The sequence below is a fragment of the Microbacterium sp. Root553 genome, assembly GCF_001426995.1.
Taxonomy (GTDB): Bacteria; Actinomycetota; Actinomycetes; order Actinomycetales; family Microbacteriaceae; genus Microbacterium.
The window spans coordinates 211,343-236,037 of record NZ_LMFY01000002.1; the positions used below are offsets into that span (position 1 = coordinate 211,343).

21 protein-coding genes and 1 tRNA gene are annotated in these 24,695 nt (G+C 69.6%); 17 read left to right on the forward strand and 5 right to left on the reverse strand.

The annotated features are described in order from the left end of the window. The first annotated feature begins 60 nt into the window (after window positions 1-60). From ASD43_RS15075 to ASD43_RS15115, 9 genes are all read left to right on the forward strand, one after another. Window positions 61-2,454, forward strand: a complete 2,394-nt coding sequence (locus tag ASD43_RS15075; protein WP_200946622.1) for a DNA polymerase III subunit gamma and tau — start codon at window positions 61-63, stop codon at window positions 2,452-2,454. Next, window positions 2,454-3,047: a recombination mediator RecR gene (gene recR / locus ASD43_RS15080; protein WP_056420201.1), complete on the forward strand. Its 594-nt coding sequence runs from the start codon at window positions 2,454-2,456 to the stop codon at window positions 3,045-3,047. Before ASD43_RS15075 ends, recR begins: the two co-directional genes overlap by 1 nt. Next, the gene (locus tag ASD43_RS15085; protein WP_056420210.1) at window positions 3,044-3,997 is read left to right on the forward strand and encodes a DMT family transporter; all 954 of its coding nucleotides are present in this window, start codon (window positions 3,044-3,046) and stop codon (window positions 3,995-3,997) included. Before recR ends, ASD43_RS15085 begins: the two co-directional genes overlap by 4 nt. 107 nt (window positions 3,998-4,104) lie before the next feature. Beyond that, the gene (locus ASD43_RS15090; RefSeq protein ID WP_056420524.1) at window positions 4,105-5,388 is read left to right on the forward strand and encodes an aspartate kinase; all 1,284 of its coding nucleotides are present in this window, start codon (window positions 4,105-4,107) and stop codon (window positions 5,386-5,388) included. Between the two features lie 167 nt (window positions 5,389-5,555). Continuing rightward, window positions 5,556-6,626 carry an aspartate-semialdehyde dehydrogenase gene (locus ASD43_RS15095; protein WP_056420214.1) on the forward strand — a complete coding sequence of 357 codons (1,071 nt, stop codon included), beginning with the start codon at window positions 5,556-5,558 and terminating at the stop codon, window positions 6,624-6,626. Between the two features lie 83 nt (window positions 6,627-6,709). Further along, a complete protein-coding gene (locus tag ASD43_RS15100) occupies window positions 6,710-8,182 on the forward strand; it encodes a malate:quinone oxidoreductase (RefSeq protein WP_056420528.1) in 1,473 nt (490 codons plus the stop codon). Window positions 8,183-8,189: 7 nt separating this feature from the next. Beyond that, a complete protein-coding gene (locus tag ASD43_RS15105; protein WP_056420215.1) occupies window positions 8,190-8,819 on the forward strand; it encodes a thymidine kinase in 630 nt (209 codons plus the stop codon). A 199-nt stretch (window positions 8,820-9,018) separates the two neighbouring features. Continuing rightward, entirely contained in the window at window positions 9,019-9,741 is a 723-nt protein-coding gene (locus ASD43_RS15110; RefSeq protein ID WP_056420218.1) for a FadR/GntR family transcriptional regulator, read from the forward strand. 11 nt (window positions 9,742-9,752) lie between these two features. Continuing rightward, window positions 9,753-11,012: an alpha-hydroxy acid oxidase gene (locus ASD43_RS15115; RefSeq protein WP_056420221.1), complete on the forward strand. Its 1,260-nt coding sequence runs from the start codon at window positions 9,753-9,755 to the stop codon at window positions 11,010-11,012. Between the two features lie 64 nt (window positions 11,013-11,076). Here the strand turns inward: ASD43_RS15115 and ASD43_RS15120 are convergent, their stop codons facing one another. The 4 genes from ASD43_RS15120 to ASD43_RS15135 form a co-directional block, all read right to left on the reverse strand. After that, a complete protein-coding gene (locus ASD43_RS15120; RefSeq protein WP_056420224.1) occupies window positions 11,077-11,832 on the reverse strand; it encodes an HAD-IIB family hydrolase in 756 nt (251 codons plus the stop codon). 114 nt (window positions 11,833-11,946) lie between these two features. Then, window positions 11,947-12,023: transfer RNA gene (locus tag ASD43_RS15125), tRNA-Pro, on the reverse strand. 53 nt (window positions 12,024-12,076) lie between these two features. Beyond that, complete coding sequence (locus tag ASD43_RS15130) at window positions 12,077-13,012, reverse strand: metallophosphoesterase (protein WP_056420227.1); 936 nt, start codon at window positions 13,010-13,012, stop codon at window positions 12,077-12,079. Then, complete coding sequence (locus ASD43_RS15135; protein WP_056420231.1) at window positions 13,009-15,597, reverse strand: transglycosylase domain-containing protein; 2,589 nt, start codon at window positions 15,595-15,597, stop codon at window positions 13,009-13,011. The genes ASD43_RS15130 and ASD43_RS15135 overlap by 4 nt, the downstream gene beginning before the upstream one ends. Window positions 15,598-15,675: 78 nt before the next feature. Here ASD43_RS15135 and ASD43_RS15140 point away from each other — a divergent pair, with 78 nt between their 5' ends. Beyond that, window positions 15,676-15,900: a DUF4177 domain-containing protein gene (locus tag ASD43_RS15140; protein WP_056420234.1), complete on the forward strand. Its 225-nt coding sequence runs from the start codon at window positions 15,676-15,678 to the stop codon at window positions 15,898-15,900. Continuing rightward, window positions 15,897-16,355: a RidA family protein gene (locus ASD43_RS15145; RefSeq protein ID WP_056420237.1), complete on the forward strand. Its 459-nt coding sequence runs from the start codon at window positions 15,897-15,899 to the stop codon at window positions 16,353-16,355. The genes ASD43_RS15140 and ASD43_RS15145 overlap by 4 nt, the downstream gene beginning before the upstream one ends. A gap of 88 nt (window positions 16,356-16,443) precedes the next feature. On the opposite strand, the gene acs is transcribed toward ASD43_RS15145, so the two are convergent. Continuing rightward, complete coding sequence (acs, locus tag ASD43_RS15150) at window positions 16,444-18,411, reverse strand: acetate--CoA ligase (protein WP_056420240.1); 1,968 nt, start codon at window positions 18,409-18,411, stop codon at window positions 16,444-16,446. A 415-nt stretch (window positions 18,412-18,826) separates the two neighbouring features. Between acs and ASD43_RS15155 the strand changes: the two genes are divergently transcribed. From ASD43_RS15155 to topA, 6 genes are all read left to right on the forward strand, one after another. Then, on the forward strand, window positions 18,827-19,840 hold the full coding sequence (locus tag ASD43_RS15155) for a TadA family conjugal transfer-associated ATPase (protein WP_082539485.1): 1,014 nt from the start codon (window positions 18,827-18,829) through the stop codon (window positions 19,838-19,840). Further along, entirely contained in the window at window positions 19,834-20,733 is a 900-nt protein-coding gene (locus tag ASD43_RS15160) for a type II secretion system F family protein (RefSeq protein ID WP_268776173.1), read from the forward strand. Before ASD43_RS15155 ends, ASD43_RS15160 begins: the two co-directional genes overlap by 7 nt. 53 nt (window positions 20,734-20,786) lie before the next feature. Further along, window positions 20,787-20,984 (forward strand): DUF4244 domain-containing protein, encoded by a 198-nt coding sequence (locus ASD43_RS15165; RefSeq protein ID WP_056420244.1) that lies wholly within the window; start codon window positions 20,787-20,789, stop codon window positions 20,982-20,984. Then, window positions 20,981-21,364: a TadE family type IV pilus minor pilin gene (locus tag ASD43_RS15170; RefSeq protein WP_235564193.1), complete on the forward strand. Its 384-nt coding sequence runs from the start codon at window positions 20,981-20,983 to the stop codon at window positions 21,362-21,364. Before ASD43_RS15165 ends, ASD43_RS15170 begins: the two co-directional genes overlap by 4 nt. Window positions 21,365-21,392: 28 nt before the next feature. Beyond that, window positions 21,393-21,722: an Rv3654c family TadE-like protein gene (locus ASD43_RS15175; protein ID WP_056420248.1), complete on the forward strand. Its 330-nt coding sequence runs from the start codon at window positions 21,393-21,395 to the stop codon at window positions 21,720-21,722. A gap of 98 nt (window positions 21,723-21,820) precedes the next feature. Then, window positions 21,821-24,679, forward strand: a complete 2,859-nt coding sequence (gene topA / locus ASD43_RS15180; protein ID WP_056420252.1) for a type I DNA topoisomerase — start codon at window positions 21,821-21,823, stop codon at window positions 24,677-24,679. Window positions 24,680-24,695 lie beyond the last annotated feature (16 nt).

Genomic DNA, 24,695 nt, shown 5'->3' on the forward strand with positions numbered 1-24,695 from the left:
GCGGCCCCGATCGGCGGGCGGGCCTGCCTGAACGTCCGTGGCACGCCGTAGGCTGGTGTGGTGACCACAGCCCTCTACCGCCGATACCGCCCCGAGTCGTTCGGCGAGATGATCGGGCAGTCCCAGGTGACCGAACCGCTGATGACCGCCCTGCGAGGCGACAGGGTCGGCCACGCCTATCTGTTCTCCGGACCGCGCGGATGCGGCAAGACGACCTCCGCCCGCATCCTCGCCCGGTGCCTGAACTGCGCCGAGGGCCCCACCGATGTCCCCTGCGGCACGTGCCCGAGCTGCGTCGAGCTGTCGCGTGCGGGTGGCGGATCGCTCGACGTGGTCGAGATCGACGCGGCCAGCCACAACGGTGTCGACGACGCCCGTGATCTGCGCGAGCGGGCGACCTTCGCCCCCAGCCGCGACCGCTACAAGATCTTCATCCTCGACGAGGCGCACATGGTGACGCCGCAGGGATTCAACGCGCTGCTGAAGCTCGTCGAAGAGCCGCCGGAGCACGTCAAGTTCATCTTCGCGACCACGGAGCCAGAGAAGGTGCTCGGCACGATCCGCTCGCGCACGCACCACTACCCCTTCCGGCTGGTGCCGCCGGCGGCGATGCTCGAGTACGTCGAGAAGCTCTGCACCGAAGAGGGCGTCGTCGCCGAGCGCGGCGTGCTGCCGCTGGTGGTCCGCGCCGGCGGCGGGTCCCCGCGAGACACCCTCTCGCTGCTCGACCAGCTGATCGCCGGCTCCGATTCCCCGGCCGGTTCAGAGACCGTCACCGTGGCGTACGAGCGGGCCGTGGCGCTGCTCGGATACACCCATGCGGCATTGCTCGACGAGATCGTCGACGCTCTGGCCGCCGCCGACGCCGCTGCCGCCTTCCCGGCGATCGACCGCGTCGTGCAGACGGGTCAGGACCCGCGTCGGTTCGTCGATGATCTGCTCGAACGACTCCGCGACCTCATCGTGATCGCGGCGGTCGGGGCCGGCGCCTCTTCGGTGCTGCGCGGACTCGCCGAAGACGAACTCACACGCATGCGTGCGCAGGCCGAGTCCTTCGGCTCCGCGCGACTGTCGCGCACGGCAGACGTCGTCAGCGCTGCCCTCGACGACATGTCCGGCGCGACATCGCCCCGACTCCACCTCGAGCTGATGGTCGCGCGCGTTCTCGCCGCGGCGACAGCTGTCGCCGCACCGGCGACGCCGGCGACCGCAGGAGCTGCGAGCGCGCCCGCACGGCAGACGCCGTCGGCGACGGAGCAGGCGAAGCCGTCTGTGTCCGAGCAGGCGAAGTCGTCTGTGTCCGAGCAGGCGAAGTCGTCTGTGACTGATCGGGGAGGGTCGGCCGTGGCCGAGGCCACTCCTCCGTCGGATGCCGGCGATGGCACGGCAGGCGCCGCCACGCCCGAGTCCGAGTCGCCCGAGTCCGTGTCGCCCGCGGCCGACACGACCGCGGCTCCGGCGCCGGCCTCTGCCGCATCAGCGCCCGCCGAGCCCGCCGCCGCACCGGCCGGTCCGGTGAGCTTCGAGGACCTCACCGCGGCCTGGCCCGCGATCCTCAAGCGGCTCGAAGACGTCAGCCGCACCTCGTGGCTCCTGGCCACCGCCGTGCAGCCCCTGGCCTTCGTGGCCGAGACCGAGGTGCTCACGCTCGGCTTCGCCAGTCAGCACGACGTCGCCAAGTTCAAGGGGACGACACCGGGATCCGGGCCCTCCGACCACCTGCGGAGCGCGATCGAACAGCAGCTCGGGGTGCGCGTCAAGTACCTGCCCGCGCCGATGCCGGCCGGTGGCGCACCCCGTCAGCCCGCGACTCCCGCCGCCGGCCGCCCGAGCGCCGACGCCCCCGCATCGGAGCCTGCGTCAGCGCGCCCACCGCGCGCTCAGACACCGGCCGCCTCGACGGGCCCCGTGACGGAGTGGGCGGTGGCCGCTATTCCGGCATCCGTCGATGCTGCTCCGGCCGCGCCCGCAGCGCGGACGTCGACCGCAGTGGCCGCTCCGGTCGCGCCCGCAGAGCAGATCGAGCCCGTCGCCCCGGTCGACCCCGCCATCCCGGCCTCCCCGGCCACCCCGGTGGCAGGCAGCGCGGCGCCGTCGCTCGACGGACCGGCCCCGAGCGACGAACCGCCCTATCCGGTCGACGAGGAGCCGCCGTACTTCGATGACGAGCCGCCGTACGATCCGTCGTACGAGCCCGCACCGAGCGGCCCCACCCCGGCGCGGGCGCAGAACTCCGCGCCGACGTCTCCGCGGTCGGCGACCGCATCCGACGCTCCCGTGCAGGTCACGGGATCGCCGGTGCGCACGGTCGCGGCGGCCGCACCAGCCCCGGTCATCACCGAGCGTGCCCCCGGCGGGGGAGTCCAGCGCTACGGTGAGGCCGTGATCCGCCAGGTGCTCGGCGCGACATTCGTGCGCGAAGAGCCCTACGAGCCCCCGACGAGGTTCTCCTGATGTATGACGGAATCGTTCAGGAACTGATCGACGAGTTCGGCCGGCTCCCCGGAATCGGACCCAAGTCGGCGCAGCGCATCGCCTTCCACATCCTGCAGACGCCGACCTTCGACGTCGCTCGGCTCTCCGAGCTGCTGGTCGAGATCCGCGTGCGCGTCCGGTTCTGCGAGATCTGCGGCAACGTCGCGGAGCAGGAGCGCTGCACGATCTGCCGCGATCCTCGTCGCAACCCAGCGCTGATCTGCGTCGTCGAAGACGCGAAGGACGTCGCCGCCATCGAGCGCACACGCGAATTCCGAGGTCTGTACCACGTGCTCGGCGGCGCGATCAGTCCGATCGCCGGCATCGGGCCCGATGATCTGCGCATCGCGCAGCTCATGACGCGTCTCGCCGACGGCACGGTGCAGGAGGTCATCCTCGCCACGAACCCCAACCTCGAAGGCGAGGCGACGGCCAGCTACCTGAGCCGCCTGCTCACCACGATGGAGATCACCGTGTCGCGCCTCGCCTCCGGACTCCCGGTCGGCGGCGACCTCGAGTACGCCGACGAGGTCACCCTCGGCCGTGCGTTCGAGGGACGGCGCGTGCTGTGACCCCGCAGGGCGGGTTCACCCGCCGCGGGTGGCTGCTCTTCGCAGCGATGGCCCTGCTGTGGGGTGTGCCCTACCTCTTCATCAGCATCGCGGTCGAGTCGCTCTCGCCGCCGGCGATCGTCGCGGGGCGCACACTCATCGCCGCGCTGATCCTGCTCCCGTTCGCCCTGCGCGGGGGCGCATTGCGCACGGCGCTCAGGCACTGGCCCTGGGTCCTCCTGTTCGGCGCCGTCGAGATGGCCGGGCCGTTCGTGCTGCTCGGCCACGCCGAGATGACCCTGCCCTCGGGGATGACCGGCCTGCTCGTGGCGACCGTGCCGCTGTTCGCCGCGCTCATCGCCCTCGGCGGGGGAGATCGCGGTGTGCTGCGCCCCACCCGCGCGATCGGCCTCCTCGTGGGTTTCGTCGGGGTGGCGATCGTCGTCGCAGGACCAGGGCTCTTCGGCGGCCAGGTCAGCCTGCTCGCCGCCGGCGAGGTGCTCCTCGTGGCGGTCCTCTACGCCATCGCTCCGTTCATCATCGCGCGCAAGCTCAGCGACGTCCCCTCGCTCGGCACCATCACGCTCTCCCTGCTCATGATCGGCGTGATCTACCTGCCGATCGGAATCCTCACCCAGCATCGGATGCCGACGCTGCCCTCGCTCGCGGCGCTCCTCGCGCTGGCCGTCATCTGCACGGCGGTCGCCTTCCTGGCCTTCTTCGCGCTCATCCGCGAGGTGGGACCCGTGCGGGCGCCGCTGTTCACCTACGTCAATCCGGTGGTGGCGATCCTTCTGGGAGCGCTCGTGCTGGCCGAGCCGCTGACGCCGGGTCTGCTGATGGGCTTCCCCCTGATCGTCGCCGGATGCTGGCTCGCGGCCACCGGCGGTCGCCTGCGTGCATCGAAAGCGGTGCCGCCGGCATCCGTCGCTCCCGATCTCACCCCCGCTCCGCTCCCGCCCGCTCCCTGATCCATCCGGCTCCCGGTTCGGCCGCGCCCGTCACATGCGCGGCGGGGCATGTGCGCCGATCGTAGAATGGGCGTGGGCGGATCCGCCCGACATCCCCGGGAGTGAACGTGGCCCTCATCGTGCAGAAGTACGGCGGCTCATCCGTCGCCGACGCAGAGAGCATCAAGCGCGTCGCCAAGCGCATCGTCGACACGCGTCGCGCAGGGCATGACGTCGTCGTCGCGGTGAGCGCGATGGGCGACACCACGGACGAGCTTCTCGACCTCGCGAACGAGGTGGCCCCGATCCCCGCGCCTCGCGAACTCGACATGCTGCTCTCCAGCGGCGAGCGGATCTCGATGGCGCTGCTGGCCATGGCGATCCATTCGATGGGCTTCGAGGCGCGCTCCTTCACGGGCAGCCAGGCCGGCATGATCACCGACTCGCAGCACGGAGCGGCCCGCATCGTCGATGTCACTCCGGTGCGACTGCGCGAGGCGCTCGACGAGGGCGCGATCGTCATCGTCGCGGGCTTCCAGGGATTCAACCGCGACACGCGAGACATCACCACGCTCGGCCGCGGCGGCTCCGACACGACTGCGGTCGCGCTCGCCGCGGCGCTCTCCGCCGACGTCTGCGAGATCTACAGCGATGTCGACGGCATCTTCACGGCCGACCCGCGGGTCATCCCGAAGGCGCAGAAGCTCGACCACATCGGCAGCGAGGAGATGCTCGAGCTCGCGGCCAACGGCGCGAAGGTGCTCTACATCCGCGCCGTCGAGTACGCACGCCGTCACGGCGTCCTGATCCACGCCCGGTCGACGTTCTCGTCGTCCGAGGGCACATACGTTCTGGGCGAGGGCATGAAGAACCCTCGCGAAGCCGAGGGAGCAGCACCCATGGAAGAACCGATCGTCGCCGGCGTCGCCACCGATTTCGGCCAGGCCAAGATCACCGTCTCGGGTGTTCCCGACGTGCCGGGCAAGGCGGCGGAGATCTTCAAGATCGTGGCCAAGTCGGGCGCCAACGTCGACATGATCGTGCAGAACGTGTCTGCCACCGGACGCACTGACATCTCCTTCACGGTGCCGAAGGCGGATTCCGCGGGGGCGCTCAAGGCACTCGCCGGAGAGCAGACCGAGGTCGGATTCCAGAACCTCGTGCACGACGACCAGATCGGCAAGCTGTCGGTCGTCGGTGCGGGCATGCGCACGCACTCCGGTGTCTCGGCGACCCTGTTCGAGGCGCTGTCTGCGGGCGGCATCAACATCGAGATGATCTCGACCTCCGAGATCCGCATCTCGGTCGTGCTGCGCGACACCGACCTCGCCGAGGCGGCGCGCACCGTGCACACCGCGTACGGTCTCGACGGCGACGCCGAGGCGACCGTCCACGCCGGCACCGGCCGCTGACCCACCGGCCGCTGACCCACGCCGGCCCCGCCGGCCGGCCGGTCCTCGGCTCGCGGGCGGCACGGTAGACTCACCGAAACCCTGACATCGGCGCCAGGCGCGGCATCCGCATCCCGACGTCGCGCCCGAAGCCTCGACTGCTGCACTGCACGACGCCAAGGAACATCATGACCCGCATCTCCGACTCAGGACTCTCCGTCGCCATCGTGGGCGCCACCGGCCAGGTGGGCACCGTGATGCGCGAGATTCTCGCCGAGCGATCCTTCCCGATCCGTGAGCTGCGTCTGTTCTCCTCGTCGCGCTCCGCGGGCACCGCCATCGAGTTCGGCGGCGCGACGGTCATCGTCGAAGACGTCGAGACGGCCGATGCCGCGGGCATCGACATCGCCCTCTTCTCGGCGGGTGCGACCGCCAGCCGCGCGTACGCCCCGCGGTTCGCCGAGGCCGGAGCCGTCGTCGTCGACAACTCCAGCGCCTGGCGCAACGACCCCGAGGTGCCGCTGGTGGTCAGCGAGGTCAACCCGCACGCGATCGACGAGCGCCCGCGCGGCATCATCGCCAACCCGAACTGCACGACCATGGCGGCGATGCCCGTGCTCAAGGCGCTGCACGCCGAGGCCGGTCTCGAGCGGCTCATCGTCTCGACGTACCAGGCTGTCTCCGGTTCCGGTCTCGCCGGCGCCCAGGAGCTGCTCGGTCAGGTCGAGGGAGTCCTCGCCCAGGGCGACACGCTGCGCCTCGTGCACGACGGGTCGTCGATCGACTTCCCGGAGCCCGAGAAGTACGTCGCCCCGATCGCCTTCGACGTGATCCCCTTCGCGGGCAACCTCGTCGACGACGGGCAGAACGAGACGGATGAGGAGAAGAAGCTCCGCAACGAGAGCCGCAAGATCCTCGAGCTCCCGGACCTCCGCGTCGCGGGAACCTGCGTGCGCGTCCCCGTCTTCACCGGCCACTCGCTGTCGATCAACGTCGAGTTCGCCCGCGACATCACGCCGCAGCGCGCCGCCGAGGTGCTCTCCGCCGCTCCCGGTGTCGTCCTCGACGAGGTGCCGACGCCGCTGCAGGCCGCGGGCAAGGACCCGAGCTTCGTCGGACGCATCCGTGCCGACCAGTCCGCTCCCGAGAACAAGGGGCTCGTGCTGTTCATCAGCAACGACAACCTGCGCAAGGGCGCGGCGCTCAACGCCGTGCAGATCGCCGAGATCCTCGCCGAGCGCCTGGCGGTCATAGCCTGACGGCATCTCCGCCATACGGATCCGGTCTCACCGGACCGGTCCGTATGGTCTGCCGTGCCCCGACCGCGAACTAGACTGTCGTGGTGACCGAAACCGTCGATGTCGTCTTGATCGGTGGTGGCATCATGAGCGCCACCCTGGGTACCCTCCTGCATGAGCTGCAGCCGGATTGGAAGATCGTCGCGTTCGAGCGACTCTCCGACGTGGCGCAGGAGTCGTCGAACCCGTGGAACAACGCGGGAACGGGCCACGCGGCCCTGTGCGAGCTGAACTACATGCCGCAGCAGAAGGGCGCGCCGCTCGACCCGGCGAAGGCCGTCTCGATCAACGAGCAGTTCCAGCAGAGCCGCCAGTTCTGGTCGTCGCTCGTCGACCGGGGAGTCCTCGACGCCCCGTCGACGTTCATCAACGCCACGCCGCACATGACGTTCGTGCGCGGCGAGAAGGACGTCAAGTATCTCAAGGACCGCTACGAGGTCCTCAAGAAGCAGCCGCTGTTCGACGGCATCGAATACAGCGAGGACTCCCGCGTCATCAACAAGTGGGCGCCGCTGCTCATGCAGAAGCGTCGCAAGGGCGAGCCCTTCGCCGCGACGCGCGTGCCCGCCGGCACCGATGTCGACTTCGGTGCGCTGACGCATCAGCTCTTCGACCACCTCACGGACTCCGGCGTCGCGCTGCGGACCAATCACGAGGTCAAGGGCCTGAAGAAGCAGAAGGACGGCACCTGGCTCATCAACTACCGCACGACCATCGGACGCACGCCGAATCAGATCAAGGCGCGGTTCGTGTTCGTGGGTGCCGGTGGCTGGGCGCTCAAGCTCCTGCAGCGTTCGGGCATCCCCGAGATCAAGGGGTACGGCGTCTTCCCGATCGGCGGTCAGTTCCTCAAGACCTCGAACCCGAAGATCGTCGCCCAGCACAAGGCGAAGGTGTACTCGCAGGCATCCGTCGGCGCGCCGCCCATGTCGGTGCCGCACCTGGACACCCGCGTGGTCGACGGCGAAGCGTCGCTGATGTTCGGACCGTTCGCCACCTTCAGCCCCAAGTTCCTGAAGAACGGCTCGATGCTCGACATCGTGTCGCAGGTGCGCCCGCACAACCTCATCCCGATGCTGCAGGTCGCGGTCAAGAATCCGGATCTGATCACCTACCTCGTCGGCGAGCTGCTGAAGAACCACTCCAAGAAGGTCGACAGCCTCCGCACGTTCATGCCGACGGCCGAAGACGAGGACTGGACGCTCATCGACGCCGGGCAGCGTGCGCAGGTCATGAAGAAGGATCCCAAGAAGGGCGGGATCCTGCAGTTCGGCACCGAGGTCGTCGCGGCGGCCGACGGGTCGATCGCGGGGCTTCTCGGTGCCTCTCCCGGTGCATCCACCGCTGTGCCGATCATGCTCGATCTGCTCAAGAGGTGCTTCCCCGAGGAGTACCCCGGATGGGAATCCGAGCTGCGCGCACTCATCCCCACCTTCGGCGAGCAGCTGAACAAGAATGCCGCGCTGGCCGAGAAGTCCCTCGCCACCACGGCGTCGACGCTCGGCATCAACGAGTAGCGCGCCGGTGGCGAAGCTCTACTTCCGCTACGGGGCGATGAATTCGGGCAAGTCCACCTCGCTGCTCCAGGCCGCCTACAACTACGAGGAGCGCGGACAGCACGTGCTGCTCGCGAAGCCCGCGGTCGACACCAAGGGTGCGTCCGAGATCGCGAGCCGTCTCGGCGTGACTCGCGAGGTCGACTATCTGATCGCCCCGGACGCTGACGTCCGCGCGCTCTTCGACGCCCACCGCGAGCGGGTGCGGGGGGAGTCGGGCGCCGACGTCGCGTGTCTGCTCATCGATGAGGCGCAGTTCCTCACGGGCGAGCAGGTCGACGATCTGTTCCGCATCGCGATCGAGGACCGCATCCCGGTCATCGCCTACGGCATCCGCAACGACTTCCTCACCCACGCGTTCCCCGGGTCCGCGCGGCTGCTCGCCGTCGCGCACTCCCTGGAGGAGCTGAAGACGATCTGCCGCTGCGGCCGCAAGGCCGTGTTCAACGGGCGCGTCATCGGCGGACGCTTCGTCTTCGACGGCGACCAGGTCGCGATCGACGAGGGGGCAGACGGATCCACCGCTCCCGAAGTGACCACCTACGAGTCGCTCTGCGGGGCCTGCTACCTCCAGGAGTCCGGCGGGCGTCTGGGCTGAGCCCGCCCGCGTCCCTCGTTCACGATTCCGCATGAACGGTGGCTGAGCCGTGCCCATCGGCCGGTTTCGGCCGCGAGTGCGACGACCGTGCTGAGTCGTGAACCGTGATTGCGTGGTCTGACCACACGCGCTACTGTGGTCAGACCACACTGAGCGCGCCGACGAACGGCGCCACGGACGCGAACGATGAGGAGAGCGGATGCCGGAGCAGCCCGCCCGCGCCTGGCGCCTCGTGCTCGAACACGTGGAGCGCGACCTGCTCGACGGCCGTCTCGGACCCGGCGACCGGCTCGCGTCCGAGCGCGATCTCTCCGCCGATCTCGGTGTCGGCCGCTCCAGCGTGCGCGAAGCCCTGCGCGTGCTCGAGGTCATGGGCCTCATCCGCACCTCGACCGGCTCCGGCCCGCAGGCGGGAGCCATCGTCATCGCGACCCCGACGGGTGGCATGTCCACGCTGCTGCGCCTCCAGGTCGCCGCTCAAGGGTTCCCTCTCGCCGACGTCGTGCAGACCCGTCTGGTGCTCGAGGGCGCCGTCGCCGCCGCACTCGCCGCGCAGGACGCTCCCGACCTCGACACCGCGCATCGCATGCTCGACGCGATGGATGCCGAAGACCTGACCCCCGCCGAGTTCCTGGCGCTGGATGCGCAGCTGCATCTCGCCCTCGCGGAGTCGAGCGGCAACACCGTCGTCGCCGCGATGATGGCGGGGCTGCGCACCGCGATCGAGTCGTACGTCCAGCAGGGGGCGGCAGCCATCGTCGACTGGGAGGCGATGGCGACCGTGCTCCGTGCCGAGCATCGCGCGATCATCGCGGCCATCACCGAGGGCGACGCGGCCGCCGCACAGTCGACGGTGCGCGCGCATATCACCGGCTACTACACCGCAGCGGGCCTCACCCGCACCACCCGCACCACCGACTGAGAGAAGACGACATGGTCCAGCGCCAGGTTCCCAATCCCGCGGAGCTCCTCGAGCTGATGAAGTTCAAGAAGCCCGAGTTCAACGGCAAGAAGCGCCGACTGGACTCCGCTCTGACGATCGACGACCTGCGGACCATCGCGAAGCGGCGCACCCCGAAGGCCGCGTTCGACTACACCGACGGTGCGGCCGAGGGCGAGCTCTCGCTCACGCGCGCGCGTCAGGCCTTCCAGGATGTCGAGTTCCACCCGGGCATCCTCCGCCCGGCGCCGACCGTCGACACGAGCGTCGAGATCCTCGGCGGCCCGTCGGCGCTGCCGTTCGGCATCGCCCCCACCGGTTTCACGCGCCTCATGCAGACCGAGGGTGAGATCGCCGGGGCCGGTGCGGCCGCGGCGGCCGGCATCCCGTTCACGCTGTCGACGCTGGGCACGACGTCGATCGAGGGGGTCAGAGAGACCAACCCCCACGGACGCAACTGGTTCCAGCTGTACGTCATGCGCGACAGGGAGATCTCGTACGAACTCGCCCGTCGGGCGGCGGCCGCGGGGTTCGACACGCTGCAGTTCACGGTCGACACCCCCGTCGCCGGTGCGCGGCTGCGCGACAAGCGCAACGGCTTCAGCATCCCGCCGCAGCTGACTCTCGGGACGATCGTGAACGCGATCCCGCGGCCGTGGTGGTGGTACGACTTCCTCACGACGCCCAAGCTCGAGTTCGCGTCGCTGAGCACCACAGGCGGCACCGTCGGCGAGCTGCTCGATGCCGCCATGGATCCGACGATCAGCTACGACGACCTCGCCGTGATCCGGGACATCTGGCCCGGCAAGATCGTCATCAAGGGCGTGCAGAACGTCGAGGACTCGGTACGGCTGCGCGACGAGGGCGTCGACGGGATCGTGCTCTCCAACCATGGAGGGCGCCAGCTCGACCGTGCGCCCATCCCGTTCCATCTGCTGCCCGAGGTCCGCAGGGCCGTCGGCGACGAGTTCACGGTCATGGTCGACACCGGCATCATGAACGGCGCCGACATCGTCGCCGCCGTCGCGCTCGGCGCGGACTTCACCCTCATCGGCCGGGCGTACCTCTACGGGCTGATGGCAGGGGGTCGCGCCGGCGTCGACCGGACGATCCAGATCCTGCGTACCGAGATCGAGCGCACCATGCGCCTGCTCGGCGTCGCCTCCCTCGCCGAGCTCGAGCCCGCGCACGTCACCCAGCTCACGCGCCTCGTGCCGGTCAGCCGCGCCGCGGCCGCCGTCGAGGTGCGCTGACGCCCGAAGGCCGCGCACCGGATGCCGTGCTCACGACGACACGTCGGAGCACGGCATCCGCGTCTCAGAGGGTCGTGAGCAGCTCGTCGAGCCTGTCGGCCGTGTCTTCCCAGCCGTGCACGGCGACCGAGGGCACGCCGATCGCGAGCACCGGGTAGTCGTTGCCGCCCTCATCGAGGCGGTCCCCGTAGAACAGCATCGAGGCGAGGGGGATGCTGGTGCGTGCCGCGAGCTGCCGCATTCCGAAGGCCTTGTCGATGCCGGCCAGGGTGACGTCGATCGACGTCGAGCCTCCCGAGCGCACCTCGAGATCGGGCAGGCGCACCGCGACGGCATCGCGCAGCGCGGCACGCTTGGCTCCCGACGGATCCCAGTCGCGCTTCGCCTCGTGCGGGGCCTTCTGGCCGAGTGCGGAGAACGTGATCTGCGAGCCTCTGTCTTCGAGGATCTCGCCCCACGGCTCGGCTTCCCAGAGCCCGAGCCGCTCGGCCTCCTCGCGCAGCGCGGCGAGGGCGGCGGACTTCTGCTCCGCGCTCAGATCGTGCGCGTAGACGGGGGAGAACTCCGTACCGTCGAAGCGCAGATAGCGGGTGCCGCAGGTCGGCAGCAGGTGCAGCCGATCTGCGGCCACCGGGTCCAGAGCGCCGAGCCGGGCGATGATCTGAGAGCGGAACTGCGCCTCGTTGCCGCCCGAGATGACGGCGACCTCGACCTTCTCGAGCAGGGCACGAAGCAGGGCGGCGATGCGCGGATCGATCGGTCCCTTGGACGGGGCGAGGGTGTCGTCGAGATCGAAGGCCACGAGAGCAGGCGAAGTCATGATGCTTCCAGACTAAAGGGCGAGACGGGGGTTCTGTCGCCGGGGCGGGACGCGGCGGGTTCCGCGCTCCGGATACACGGAAGGCCGCCCCTGAGGGCGGCCTTCCGGTGTTGATGGTCGGGGTGACAGGATTTGAACCTGCGACCTCTTCGTCCCGAACGAAGCGCGCTACCAAGCTGCGCCACACCCCGTTTTGCAACCCTCCGAGTCTACAGCGAAATGCCCGCTGCGCCGAATCGAGGGCTCAACCGCGCGCCGTCAGCGTCAGCAGGGTCGCCTCGGGGCGGCACGCGAAGCGCACGGGCGCGTAGATCGAATGGCCGCAGCCGGCGCTGACGTTCAGGGGCACCGTGCGCCCGCCCTGCGTCCAGGTGCTCAGCCCCTTGGCCTGCTTGAGCGGGATGTCGCAGTTCGCGACGAGGGCACCGAAGCCGGGGAGGCACACCTGCCCGCCGTGCGTGTGCCCGCCGAAGATCGCGTCCGCGCCGAGCTCGATGTACCGGTTCATCACGCGCTGATAGGGCGCATGGGTCACGCCGAGCACCGACGTGCCGTCGTCTCGCGGCCCCAGGTCGGCGATCGCGGCAGGGAGATCCTCGAGCCGGTCCCACTGGCGGTGCGCGTCGCTCACCCCGAAGAAGTCGATCCTGTCGCCGGCGACGGTGAGCCGCGCCGCCGTGTTGTTGAGATCCGTCCAGCCGAGGTCATCCGTGAAGTATGCGTCCATGGCGTCCGTGTCGAGGAACGTCGGTTCGTGATGGCGCTGGGAGGGGCCCGCGAAGTAGCGGATCGGGTTGCGCGGCGACGGGCCGTTGACGTCGTTCGAGCCGTGCACGAACACGCCGGGGATGCCGACGAAGGGATCGAACGCGCGGCGGATGCCGTCGAGGCCGTCCCGGTGGCCGAGGTTGTCGCCGGTGTTGATGACGAGATCGGGCTCCAGCTGCGCGAGCGATGCCAGCCAGTCCTGTTTGCGATGCTGCCACGGCGCCATGTGCGCATCCGAGATGTGCAGCACGCGCAGCGGGGCCGAGCCGGGCGCCAGAGCGGATGCCGTCGCCTCCCGCACGGTGAAGAGGTAGCGCTCGATCCCGATGCCCCATACGGCGGCCGCAGCACCAGCGGCCCCCACCGCGCCGAGCGCGATGAGGGCCGGGTGTGCCGTGCGACGAGGGGTCACCGGCAGGTGACCGAGATCGCCGTGGACCTGTTGGCCGAGGTGTTCGCCGCGGGATCGGTGCTCGAGACCACGGAGTTCGGGGGATTGCAGGAACTGTCGAACGAGATCGACGAGAACCCTGCGCCGAAGAGCGCGCTCTGCGCGGCGGACTTCGACTGCCCGGTGATGTCGGGCACAGTGACGCCCTGTCCGTTGCTCGGAGAGATCGTGATCGTCGCACCGCTCGGCGCCTGACCGGACGGGTCCTGGGCGACGACGACATCACCGGCGGGACCGTCGACGGGCTCACCGACGGCGACCGAGAATCCGGCGGCCTCGATGATCGACGTCGCCTCGCCCACGGACTTGCCGACGACGTTGGGCACGTCGGTCAGCACCTGGCGGACCAGCTTGTCGTCGGGGCGCGGGAAGGGGTCGGCGGGGTAGACGGCGTCGGCCGCACCCTGGATCGCTCTGGCGAGGCCGTAACGGATGTCGCCGAGCCGTGTGCCCTCGCCGTTGCGGAAGCTGTTCAGCGGCTCGCGACCGTCGATGTTTCCCACCCAGACGGCGGTCGTCACCTTCGTGCTCGACTCGACGAGCATGGTGTGCTCCTTCTCGGCCGTACCGGTCTTGCCGATCAGCTGGGTTCCGTCGCCGGGGTTCGCCCTGATGCCGGTGCCGTTGCCCTCCATCACGCCGCGCAGCGCGTACGCCGCGGTGGCCGCGACCTCGGGGGTGAGCTGCTGCGAGCACTTCTCCTGCGGAGGCGTGATCTCCGCGCCGTCCGGGCCGATGACGCGATCGATCACCCGCGGCTCGCAGAAGATGCCGTTGTTCGCGACCGTCGCATAGGCGCCGGCGATCTGCAGCGGTGCCACGCTCTTCGAACCGAGCACAGTGGGGAACGGGTCGTTCGGTGCGACGTTCACGTTGGTGCCGCCGACGGTGATGTCGTCGCCGTTGCCGTAGTGCACGCCGAGACGCTTGGCGACCTCGTTGATCTTGCAGAGGTCGAGCTGCTGGGCCATGGCCAGGAAGCCGGTGTTCAGCGACTGCGCGGTGAACTGGCGCACACTTCCGACGCTTCCGCCGGAGTTGCCGAAGTTGTTGATCTTGGCCGAGTTCGTGACCCGATCGCCGCACCTGGTGAAGGGGCTGAATGTCTTGAGACGCCCGTCGAGAACCTGATTGACCGAGTGTCCGGACTCGAGCCACGCCAGAAGCGTGAAGAGCTTGTACGTCGATCCGGTCTCGAAGCCGTAGGTCGAGCCGCCGTGCTGCTTGTCGGCGGCGAACACCTGCGAGGTCTCGCCGGCCGCGAGATTCGCCTCGGACGTCTCGTTGAACACCGTGTTCTGCGCCATGGCGAGGACGCGACCGGTGGTCGCCTCGATCGAGACGCCGGTGCCGCCGACCAGGATGCCGGGCATGGCCTGGGGGACCTGGGCCTTCACGGCGTCGATCGCGGTCTGCTGCACGCGGAGGTCGAGCGACGTGTAGATCTGCATGCCGCCGCGGCGCAGGTTCGCCTTGCGCTCCGCCTCGGTGTCGCCGAAGGCCGGATCGTTCTCGATGACCTCCTTGACGTACTGGCAGAAGTAGGCGTTGTCGCCGGCCGCCCCGCATCCCTGCTGCGGCTCGCTCAGCGCCGGAGTCACGGGGGTGGCCACGGCCTCGTCGTGAGCGGCCTGAGTGATCTTCTTGTCCGCGAGCAGGCGGTTCAGGACGTAGTCCCGGCGCTCCTTGGTCTCCTGGTACCCGTCGGCTTCGCCGTTGTGGGCGACGCCTGCGTCATCCGTCCAGATGCCCTCGGGGCGATCGATGCGGAACCGGTTCGGCTCCTGCACCATACCGGCGATGGTGGCGGCCTGCACGAGCGTGAGGTTGGCCGCGCTCGTCGAGAAGTAGCGGTTCGCGGCGGCCTCGATGCCGTAGATGGTGCCGCCGAAGTTCGCGATGTTGAGGTAGCCGAGAAGGATCGCGTTCTTCGAGTACTCCTTCTCGATCTGCAGGGCGAAGCGCATCTCCTGCAGCTTGCGCTCGACACCCTCGCCGCCCTTGGCGACCGCGGCGTCGAGGAAGCACTGCTCGACCTGCGCGGCGTAGTCCTCCGCCGCGGTGTCGACGTTCTGCTCGCACTCCTGCACCTGGACGTTCTTCACGTACTGCTGCGTGATCGTCGACGCGCCTCGATCGGTGGTTCCGGCGACGTTCCCGACGGCGGCCTTCACGGTCGCGCCGAGGTTGATGCCGCCGTGGGTATAGAAGTTCTTGTCCTCGCTGGAGAGGATCGCGTCGTACATCACGGGCGCGATCTGGTCGTATGCGACGGGCACGCGCTTCTGCTCGTAGAACGACGCGAGGGCGACGGGGTTGCCGTCGAGGCCCGTGGCGTAGATCGTCGACTGCTGCATCGGTGCATCGACCTGGAGGTTCTCGGGCAGGTCCTCGAAGATGTTGAGGGCCTGCGATCCGGCGATGCCGGTCATGGCGAGAACAGGGGTGACGCTGGCCGCGACGAGGAGGCCGGCGACGGCGCTGAGTCCGACGAGTCCGAGGACTCCTCCGAGCGCACCCTTCACCGTGCGATTCTTTTGAGGCATACGCTTGATCGTAGGGGAGTTCCCTGAATACCGCCTTTGACGCATCCGCGCGCGCGGATGCGTCCAGACAGGAGTGCCATGACCACCTGGGAGTATCTGACCACCCCGCTGCTGATCCACAACACGGCGGCGATCCTCAACAACTGGGGCAAGCAGGGCTGGGAGCTCGTCCAGGTGATCCAGGGACCCGAAGGCGGGCTCGTCGCCTACTTCAAGCGCCCGGTCACCGCGGAGGGCTCCGGCAACGCCGGCCTCGCGGCCGCCGCCGAGGCATCACGTCAGTTCGAGGGGGGTGCGGCGTGAGCGTCTCCGCCCGTCTCGCCGAACTCGGCATCGAGCTGCCGGTCGTCGCTGCGCCTGTCGCGGCCTACGTGCCCGCGGTCGTCCACGCGGGACTCGTCTACACCTCCGGCCAGCTGCCGTTCTCGGGTGGAGCTCTCCCGGCGACGGGCAAGGTCGGCGCCGAGGTCACCGCCGAAGATGCCAACGCGTACGCGCGCACCTGCGCGCTCAACGCCCTCGCCGCGGCGGCGGATGCGGCGGGCGGTGTCGACCGGATCGCCGGCGTGCTCCGTGTCGGCGGCTTCGTGGCCTCCACCCCCGACTTCACCGGTCAGCCCGGGGTGATCAACGGGGCGAGTCTCGTGCTCGGCGAGGTCTTCGGCGACGCCGGTCGCCACGCCCGCGCAGCGGTGGGCGTTCCCGTGCTGCCGCTGGACAGCCCCGTCGAGGTCGAGGTCACCTTCATCCTCGCCTGAGCCGCGTCCTGCAGAACGCCCCCTCCCGAGACCGGGAGGGGGCGTTCTGCGTGAGGAGTTCGCCGCGCGGTGTGCGATCCGTTGCGGTCTACTTGACCTGCGCCGAGATGATGCTCATCACGGCGGTGTCGGCGAGGGTCGTCGTGTCGCCGACCTCGCGCCCCTCGGCCACATCGCGCAGCAGTCGTCGCATGATCTTGCCGGAGCGGGTCTTGGGCAGTTCGCCGACGATGTAGACGTCGCGCGGTCGGGCGATCGCGCCGATCTGCTCGCCCACCCACACCCGCAGCTGCTGGGCGAGGCCGGCGGGATCGTGCGCCGAGAGGTAGCTCTCCTTGATGATCACGAACGCCACGACGGCCTGTCCCGTCGTCTCGTCGGAGGCACCTACCACCGCGGCTTCGGCGGTGGCCTCGTGCGCCACGAGCGACGACTCGATCTCGGCGGTCGACAGACGATGGCCCGAGACGTTCATCACGTCATCCACGCGACCGAGGAGCCACAGGTCGCCGTCGGCGTCCAGCCGGGCGCCGTCGCCGGCGAAGTAGAAGCCCTGCTTCTCGAACTTCTCCCAGTACGTCTCGCGGTAGCGCTCGGGATCCCCCCAGATGCCTCGCAGCATGCTGGGCCACGGCTCGGTCACCACGAGCAGGCCGCCGTTGCCGGTGCCCACCTCGACTCCCGATTCGTCGACGACGTCGATCGAGATGCCCGGCAGCGGTACCTGGGCGGAGCCCGGCTTCGTGGCCGTGACGCCGGGAAGGGCCGAGACCATGATCGCTCCGGTCTCGGTCTGCCACCACGTGTCGACGATGGGCGTCGTGCCCGCACCGATCACGTCGCGGTACCAGATCCACGCTTCGGGGTTGATCGGCTCGCCGACCGAGCCGAGCAGGCGCAGCGACGACAGGTCGAACCTGGCCGGCACGCTGCGGCCGATCTTCATGAACGAGCGGATGGCCGTCGGTGCCGTGTAGAAGATGGAGACCCGGTACTTCTCGATGATCTCCCACCACCGGCCGGGGTGCGGCGCGTCGGGTGTGCCCTCGTAGATCACCTGGGTGGCGCCGTTGGCGAGCGGTCCGTAGGTGACGTAGCTGTGTCCGGTGATCCAGCCGATGTCGGCGGTGCACCAGTACACGTCCGTCTCGGGATGCAGGTCGAAGACGTACTTGTGCGAGTAGGCGGCCTGAGTGAGGTAGCCGCCCGAGGTGTGCAGGATGCCCTTCGGCTTGCCGGTCGTGCCGGACGTGTAGAGGATGAACAGCGGGTTCTCGGCGGGGAAGGCCAGCGCGGTGTGCTCGGCGGATGCGGCCGGTACCACGTCGTGCCACCAGAGGTCGCGACCCTCGTGCCACTCGACCTCGTTCTCGCCTCGGCGCACGACGAGGACGTGCTCGACCGTCTGCTGCTCGCCCTCGCCGCGGTCGGCCAGCGCCTGATCGACCGCGGGCTTCAGCGCGGACACGCGTCCCTTGCGGTAGCCGCCATCTGCGGTGATCACGAGCTTCGCCCCGGCGTCGTCGATGCGCGAGCGGAGGCTGTCGGCGCTGAAGCCGCCGAAGACGACCGAGTGGATGGCGCCGACCCTGGCGACCGCGAGCATCGAGGCGACGGCCTCGGGGATCATCGGCAGGTAGATCGCGACGCGGTCGCCGTGACCGACCCCGAGGCCCTCGAGCACATTCGCGACCCGCTTGACCTCCTCGGTCAGCTCCGCGTAGGTGATCGAGCGCGAGTCGCCGGGCTCGCCCTCCCAGTGCAGGGCGACGCGGTCGCCGTTGCCGGCCTCGACATGACGATCGAGGCAGTTGTAGGCGACGTTCAGCTCGCCGTCGTCGAACCACTTCGCGAACGGGGGAGTCGACCAGTCGAGCACCTGCGTGAACGGCGTGTGCCAATCGAGGAGGTCCCGCGACTGCTCGCCCCAGAACGCCTCGCGGTCGTTCGCGGCGCTCTCGTAGAGGGCCGGGGACGAGACGGACTGCGCGACGAACTCGTCGGACGGCGGGAATCGACGGGTCTCGTCGAGTAGGTGATCGATCTGACTGCTCATCGGCAGGCGCTCCTTTGCGGCACGGCAGGTCATGCGGGCGAGATCGCAGCGAGGGCGATCAGGTCACCGCGAATCTAGTCTCGGCCACGGACACCCAATACTGCCGAAAGTAGGTACCCGACCTGGTTTTGTCAGGACGGTGGCCTTGCGTACACTCGACCGCAGCCGAATTCTCATTCTGGCCTTGGCGTGCCCGACTCCCCCCTTCGAGGCACGCCCTGGGCGACACCTCATTCCCCCCGTGAGGTGTCGCCCATCTCTTTCCTGGGAGCGCTTCCATCGCGATCGAGTGGGGACGCTCCGTCGGCCGCATGCATTTCTGCACGGATACTCGCACCGATCGGTTGCCCACAGGCCGTGCGCCGTCGCGGCTCATCGACGCGCGGGAGTCGTGGGCGCGGCCTAGTTTCGGGGCATGTCCGCTCCTTTCGTTCTCCGGCCTCGTGTCGCGGCAGCCTCCGACGACACGGCCTCCGCGCGCTTCCGCCCCTCTGCCGAGGTCGACCCCGTGTTCGGGGCGCTCGCTCCGTTCTGCGTCGACGACGAGGTCACCGACATCTTCGTGAACGGTTCGTCCGGGCTGTTCGTCGACCGCGGGCGTGGCACCGAGGCGGTGGAGGGGTGGAGCATGTCCGAACGCGAGGTGCGGGATCTCGCCGTCGCCCTCGTGGCCAGCGGAGGACGTCACATCGACGACCAGGCGCCGTGCGTCGACGTGCGACTGGAATCCGGCATCCGTGTGCATGCGGTGCTGGCTCCGGTCGCGACGTCGGGGACGGCCCTGTCGATCCGCGTGCCCCGGGTGCGTGCCGCCGACCTCGAGGCGCTGTCCGCGCTCGGGACGTTCGTCGACGGTCAGCTCGCCTGGTTGCGGCGCCTGGTCGGGGCGCGGGCGAACATCCTCATCACCGGGGGCACCGGCACCGGCAAGACGACGCTGTTGGCAGCCCTGCTGGCCGCCGCGCCGGCCGACGAGCGCATCGTGACGATCGAGGACGTGGCGGAACTGCGGCTGACGCATCCGCATCATGTGGCCCTGGAGGCACGACAGCCGAACCTCGAGGGCGCGGGCGGCATCAGCCTGGCCCGCCTCGTGCGGGAGTCGCTGCGGATGCGGCCCGATCGGCTGGTCGTCGGCGAGTGTCGAGGCGAAGAGGTGCGGGAGCTGCTGACGGCTCTCAACACGGGGCATGACGGCGGAGCCGGCACGCTGCATGCCAGCGGCCTGCACGACGTGCCCGCCCGGCTCGAGGCGCTCGGCGCCCTCGCGGCGATGGACACCTCCGCTCTGGCGCGTCAGGTCGTGAGTGCGTTCACCGTCGTTCTCCACCTCGATCGCTCACCGGCGGGACAGCGCCGCATCGCCCAGGCCGGCACCTTCATCCTGGTGGGGGAGCGCCTGGGCATCGAGGAGGTGCACCCGTGGTGATCGCGCACCGCCGACCGACGCCCGAGAGAGGCGCCGACGCGGCGACTTCCGTGCAGACTCTCGCCGTGCTGCTGCAGGCGGGCGCCATGCCCGCCGCGGCGTGGCGCCACCTCGCGTCGATCGGCGATCCGCATGCCGCGGCCGTGACGGCTCGGATCGACGACGGCGTGGCTCTCGTCTCCGCGATCGAAGCGGAGGGCGGCCCCTGGCGTGACCTCGCCGCCGCCTGGGAGATCGCCACGACCGTCGGCGCGCCGCTCGCCGAGGTGCTGCGCATGATCGCCGAGACGCTCAGAGACGCCTCCTCAGCAGCCGACGACGTGCGCATCGCTCTCGCGGAGCCCGCGGGCACGGCACGGCTCCTGCTGTGGCTGCCGTTCGCCGGGCTGCTCCTCGGATTCGCACTCGGCTTCGACACGGTGGGGGTGATCTTCGGGACGCCGGCCGGCGCCGTCTGCGTGATCGCCGGACTCCTGCTCGTGCTCGCGGCGCGCTCGTGGACACGACGCCTGCTGCGTCGGGCACGCCCCGAGCCCGGCACTCCGGGAATGCAGGCGGAACTCGTCGCGGTCGCGCTCGCCGGAGGCGCGTCGATCCCGCGGGCGCTGCGCCTCGTCGCCGAGAGCCCCGTGTCGCGACGCGACGGCGGGGAGGAGCGGATCGGCTCGGTGCTCGAGCTCTCGCAGACGGCCGGCGTGCCCGCGGGAGAGCTGCTGCGTGCGGCCGCCGCCCAGGAACGCCATGCCTCGCGGATCGAGGGGCGCCTGCGTGCGGCCGCGCTCTCGACGAAGCTCCTGATCCCGCTCGGCGTCTGCACCCTGCCGGCGTTCCTGCTGCTCGGGGTCGCTCCCCTGCTGCTGAGCGTGCTCTCCTCGACCCCGCTGCCGCTGTGACGGCCGCGCACCACGGATGCCTCGCGCATCCCACCCAGAGAAAGAAGGAACACATGAACACCCTCCCTCCGCTGACCCGCTCGCGTGCCACGACGCTCTTCGGCGACGACACGGGCGCGGCCACCGCCGAATACGCGATCACGACCATGGCCGCCGTCGCCTTCGCGGGACTGCTCGTGGTCATCATGAGGTCCGACGAGGTGCGCGGCATCCTCACCGATCTCATCCGCCGGGCTCTCACGGTCTCGTGAGAGCGGCCATCCGTGCGCGTCGACGCCGGCATCGGTGCGGGAGCGAGGGCGAGGGCGAGCGCGGGTCCGTCGCGGCCGAGCTCGCTCTCGCGCTCCCCGCCGTCGTCCTCGTGCTCGTGCTCGGAGTCGGGGCGCTGGGAGCGGCGGCGCACCAGGTCGCCCTCCAGGACGCCGCGGCGGATGCGGCACGTCTGCTCGGACGCGGGGAGGACGAGGGGGCGGCGGCGCACGCGGTGGCGTCGGCGCTGTCCGGAGCCGCGATGTCGACCACGGCCACCGGCGACCTCGTGTGCGTGACGACACGGATCGAGGTCGGCATCGGCGGCTTCCTCCGCTGGGGTCTGCGCGCGCACAGCTGCGCTCTGGACGGTGGACGATGAGTGGATCCGCCTCGAGAGGAGTCGCCTGATGGCGGGCTCGGCCCTCGCCGCGGGTGTGCTAGCGGTGGCCGCGGCCCTCTCGCTGGGGCTGGCCGCGGTCGGGGGCGCGACGGTGACGGCGCAGCGCGCAGCGGGAGCGGCCGATGCCGCCGCGCTCGCCGCCGCGGACGCGGTGAGCGGAGCGATCCCCGCCTCGGAGGCTCCCTGTGATCTCGCGAGCAGGGTCGCGACGGCGGCCGGAGCGACCCTCACGGACTGCTCGGTGGTCGGGTACGTGGCGACTGTGCAGGTGAAGGCGGCGTACGCTGGACTCGCTGCCGTCTCCCGAGCCCGAGCCGGGCCACCCGACGGAACCTGACGGCCGCACGAAGCACTTTCCCGCGCGAACGCAGGCGACCACTGGGACCAACCCATCACGGTGGTGTGTATGGTGTGCTTCGAAGAAAGGATGCTCCCTTGACTGAAGGCAAGAAGCTCGTCATCGTCGAGTCCCCGACGAAGATGCGGTCGATTCAGGGGTACCTCGGCGACGGCTATGAGGTCCTCAGCTCGGTCGGGCACATCCGCGACCTCGCAGACAAGAAGGACATCCCCGCCTCGGACAAGCAGGCGTACGGGAAGTACTCGATCGACGTCGACAACGACTTCGATCCCTACTACGTCGTCTCCGATCGCAAGACCAAGACCGTCGCCGAACTCAAGCGCGCGCTCAAGAGCGCCGACGAGCTCCTGCTCGCCACTGATGAGGACCGCGAGGGCGAGGCCATCGCCTGGCACCTGCTCGAGACGCTCAAGCCCAAGGTCCCCGTCAAGCGCATGGTCTTCCACGAGATCACGAAGGACGCCATCCAGGCGGCCATCGGCAACACCCGCGAACTCGACACCGACCTCGTCGACGCCCAGGAGACCCGCCGCATCCTCGACCGTCTCTACGGGTGGGACGTCTCGCCCGTGCTCTGGTACAAGGTCAAGACCGGCCTGTCGGCCGGACGCGTGCAGTCCGCGGCCACGAGGATGATCGTCGAGCGCGAGCGCGAGCGCATGGCGTTCGTGTCTGCCGAGTACTGGGACGTCGAGGCCGTCGCGACCTCGAGCGCCGGGTTCACGGTGCGTCTCGTCCGCGTCGACGGCGGCCAGCTCGCCCGCGGCACCGACTTCGACGACACGGGCGCGCTGAAGAAGGCCGTCGTCATCCTCGACGAGAAGAAGGCGGCAGCCCTCGCGCTGGCCGTCGACTCGGCGGGATCCGGCACGGTCACCAAGGTCGAGGCGAAGCCCGGAACCCGCAGCCCGTACGCGCCGTTCACCACCTCGACGATGCAGCAGGAGGCAGGGCGCAAGCTCTCGATGAGCGCGAAGCAGGCGATGAGCGTCGCCCAGCGGCTCTACGAAAAGGGCTACATCACCTATATGCGAACCGACTCCGTGGCGCTGAGCACGCAGGCGGTGCAGGCCGCCCGCAGCCAGGCCGTCGCGCTGTACGGCGACACCGCCGTGCCGCTCAAGCCGCGCGTGTACAAGTCGAAGAGCAAGAACGCGCAGGAGGCGCACGAGGCGATCCGTCCCTCGGGCGAGAACTTCCGCACCCCCAAGTCCGTCGCCTCCGAGCTCGACCGCGAGGAGCACCGCCTCTACGACCTCATCTGGAAGCGGACCGTCGCGAGCCAGATGGCCGATGCGAAGTACGAGACGACGACGGTCACGATCCTCGTGGATGCGGCCGGGCAGAAGGCCGAGTTCACGGCATCCGGAACCGTCTACACCTTCAAGGGGTTCCTCGACGCGTACGAAGAGGGGCGCGACGAGAAGCGCAACTCCCAGGATCGTTCCGACGACCAGTCGCTCCCCGCGGTCGCGGTCGGCGACGAGCTCACGATGTCGGATGCCGAGGCCAAGGGGCACCGCACCACTCCCAAGCCGCGATTCACCGAGGCCTCGCTGGTCAAGGCTCTCGAGGAGCACGGCATCGGCCGACCGTCCACGTTCGCGAGCATCATCGGGACCGTGATCGACCGTGGCTACGCGACCAAGCGAGGCCAGGCGCTCGTCCCGACCTGGCTCGCCTTCAGTGTCGTCCGACTGCTCGAGGAGCACTTCGCGCACCTGATCGACTACGACTTCACGGCATCGCTCGAAGACGATCTCGACGCGATCGCCCGCGGCGAGCAGAAGCGCGTCGAGTGGCTGCGCTCCTTCTACTTCGGATCCGATTCGCACGTCGGCCTCCGCCAGGTCGTCGACAACCTGGGTGAGATCGACGCGCGGGCGCTGAATTCCACGCCGATCACCGAGAACGCGACTCTGCGCTTCGGCAAGTACGGGCCGTACCTCGAGGTCGCCAACCCCGAGGCGCCCGACGAGAAGCCGCGCATCGTGAACGTCCCCGAAGACCTCGCGCCCGACGAGCTGACCGCAGCGAAGGCGCAGGAGCTCATCGACGCGCCCGTCGCCGGTGACCGTGTGCTGGGTGTCAATCCGGAGAACGGCAAGATCGTCGTCGTCAAGGACGGCCGTTTCGGGCCCTACGTGCAGGAGAACGACCCGGTGTCCGAGGATGCCGCGGTCGACGAGGCCACCGGCGAGGTCGTCGAGGAGAAGCCCAAGCCGAAGCGCGGGGCGAAGAAGGAAGCCGAGCCGAAGCCGCGCACCGGCTCGCTGTTCCGTTCGATGTCGGTCGACACCATCGACCTCGACACCGCGCTCCAGCTTCTGAGCCTGCCGCGAGTGGTCGGTGCCGACCCCGAGACCGGCGACGAGATCACCGCGCAGAACGGACGCTACGGTCCCTACCTGAAGAAGGGGACCGACTCTCGCTCGCTGGACAGCGAATCGCAGATCTTCGACGTCACGCTCGAGAAGGCGCTGGAGATCTACGCGCAGCCGAAGTACGGCGCAGGATCCCGTCGAGCCTCCAGCGCGCTCGCGGAGTTCGAGGCGGACCCGGTGAGCAACAAGCCGATCCGCATCCGCGACGGTCGCTTCGGTGCGTACGTGACCGATGGCGAGACGAACGTGACGATCCCGCGCGGTCAGAAGCCCGAGGACATCACCTTCGAGATCGCCGTGCAGATGCTCGCCGACAAGCGCGCCAAGGGGCCGGCCCCGAAGCGCGGCGCTGCGAAGAAGGCACCGGCCAAGAAGCCCGCCGCGAAGAAGCCCGCCGCGAAAAAGCCCGCCGCGAAGAAGCCTGCCGCCAAGAAGGCTCCGGCCAAGGCGTCGGCGACGGATGCAGAGAAGGCCGCTGCGCGCTCCGCCGCAGCCAAGAAGGCGGCGGCGACGCGTGCCGCGAACGCGGCGAAGCGTCGTGCTGAGTGAGCGGAGCGAGCCGAAG

What these genes read in the sequence shown, in the direction of transcription:
- recR (WP_056420201.1), top strand. Translation starts at nt 2,454, where the DNA reads ATGTATGACGGAATCGTTCAGGAACTGATCGACGAGTTCGGCCGGCTC.
- ASD43_RS15095 (WP_056420214.1), top strand. Translation starts at nt 5,556, where the DNA reads ATGACCCGCATCTCCGACTCAGGACTCTCCGTCGCCATCGTGGGCGCC.
- ASD43_RS15110 (WP_056420218.1), top strand. Translation starts at nt 9,019, where the DNA reads ATGCCGGAGCAGCCCGCCCGCGCCTGGCGCCTCGTGCTCGAACACGTG.
- ASD43_RS15115 (WP_056420221.1), top strand. Translation starts at nt 9,753, where the DNA reads ATGGTCCAGCGCCAGGTTCCCAATCCCGCGGAGCTCCTCGAGCTGATG.
- ASD43_RS15120 (WP_056420224.1), bottom strand. Translation starts at nt 11,832, where the DNA reads ATGACTTCGCCTGCTCTCGTGGCCTTCGATCTCGACGACACCCTCGCC.
- ASD43_RS15135 (WP_056420231.1), bottom strand. Translation starts at nt 15,597, where the DNA reads ATGCCTCAAAAGAATCGCACGGTGAAGGGTGCGCTCGGAGGAGTCCTC.
- ASD43_RS15140 (WP_056420234.1), top strand. Translation starts at nt 15,676, where the DNA reads ATGACCACCTGGGAGTATCTGACCACCCCGCTGCTGATCCACAACACG.
- acs (WP_056420240.1), bottom strand. Translation starts at nt 18,411, where the DNA reads ATGAGCAGTCAGATCGATCACCTACTCGACGAGACCCGTCGATTCCCG.
- ASD43_RS15155 (WP_082539485.1), top strand. Translation starts at nt 18,827, where the DNA reads ATGTCCGCTCCTTTCGTTCTCCGGCCTCGTGTCGCGGCAGCCTCCGAC.
- ASD43_RS15165 (WP_056420244.1), top strand. Translation starts at nt 20,787, where the DNA reads ATGAACACCCTCCCTCCGCTGACCCGCTCGCGTGCCACGACGCTCTTC.
- ASD43_RS15175 (WP_056420248.1), top strand. Translation starts at nt 21,393, where the DNA reads ATGGCGGGCTCGGCCCTCGCCGCGGGTGTGCTAGCGGTGGCCGCGGCC.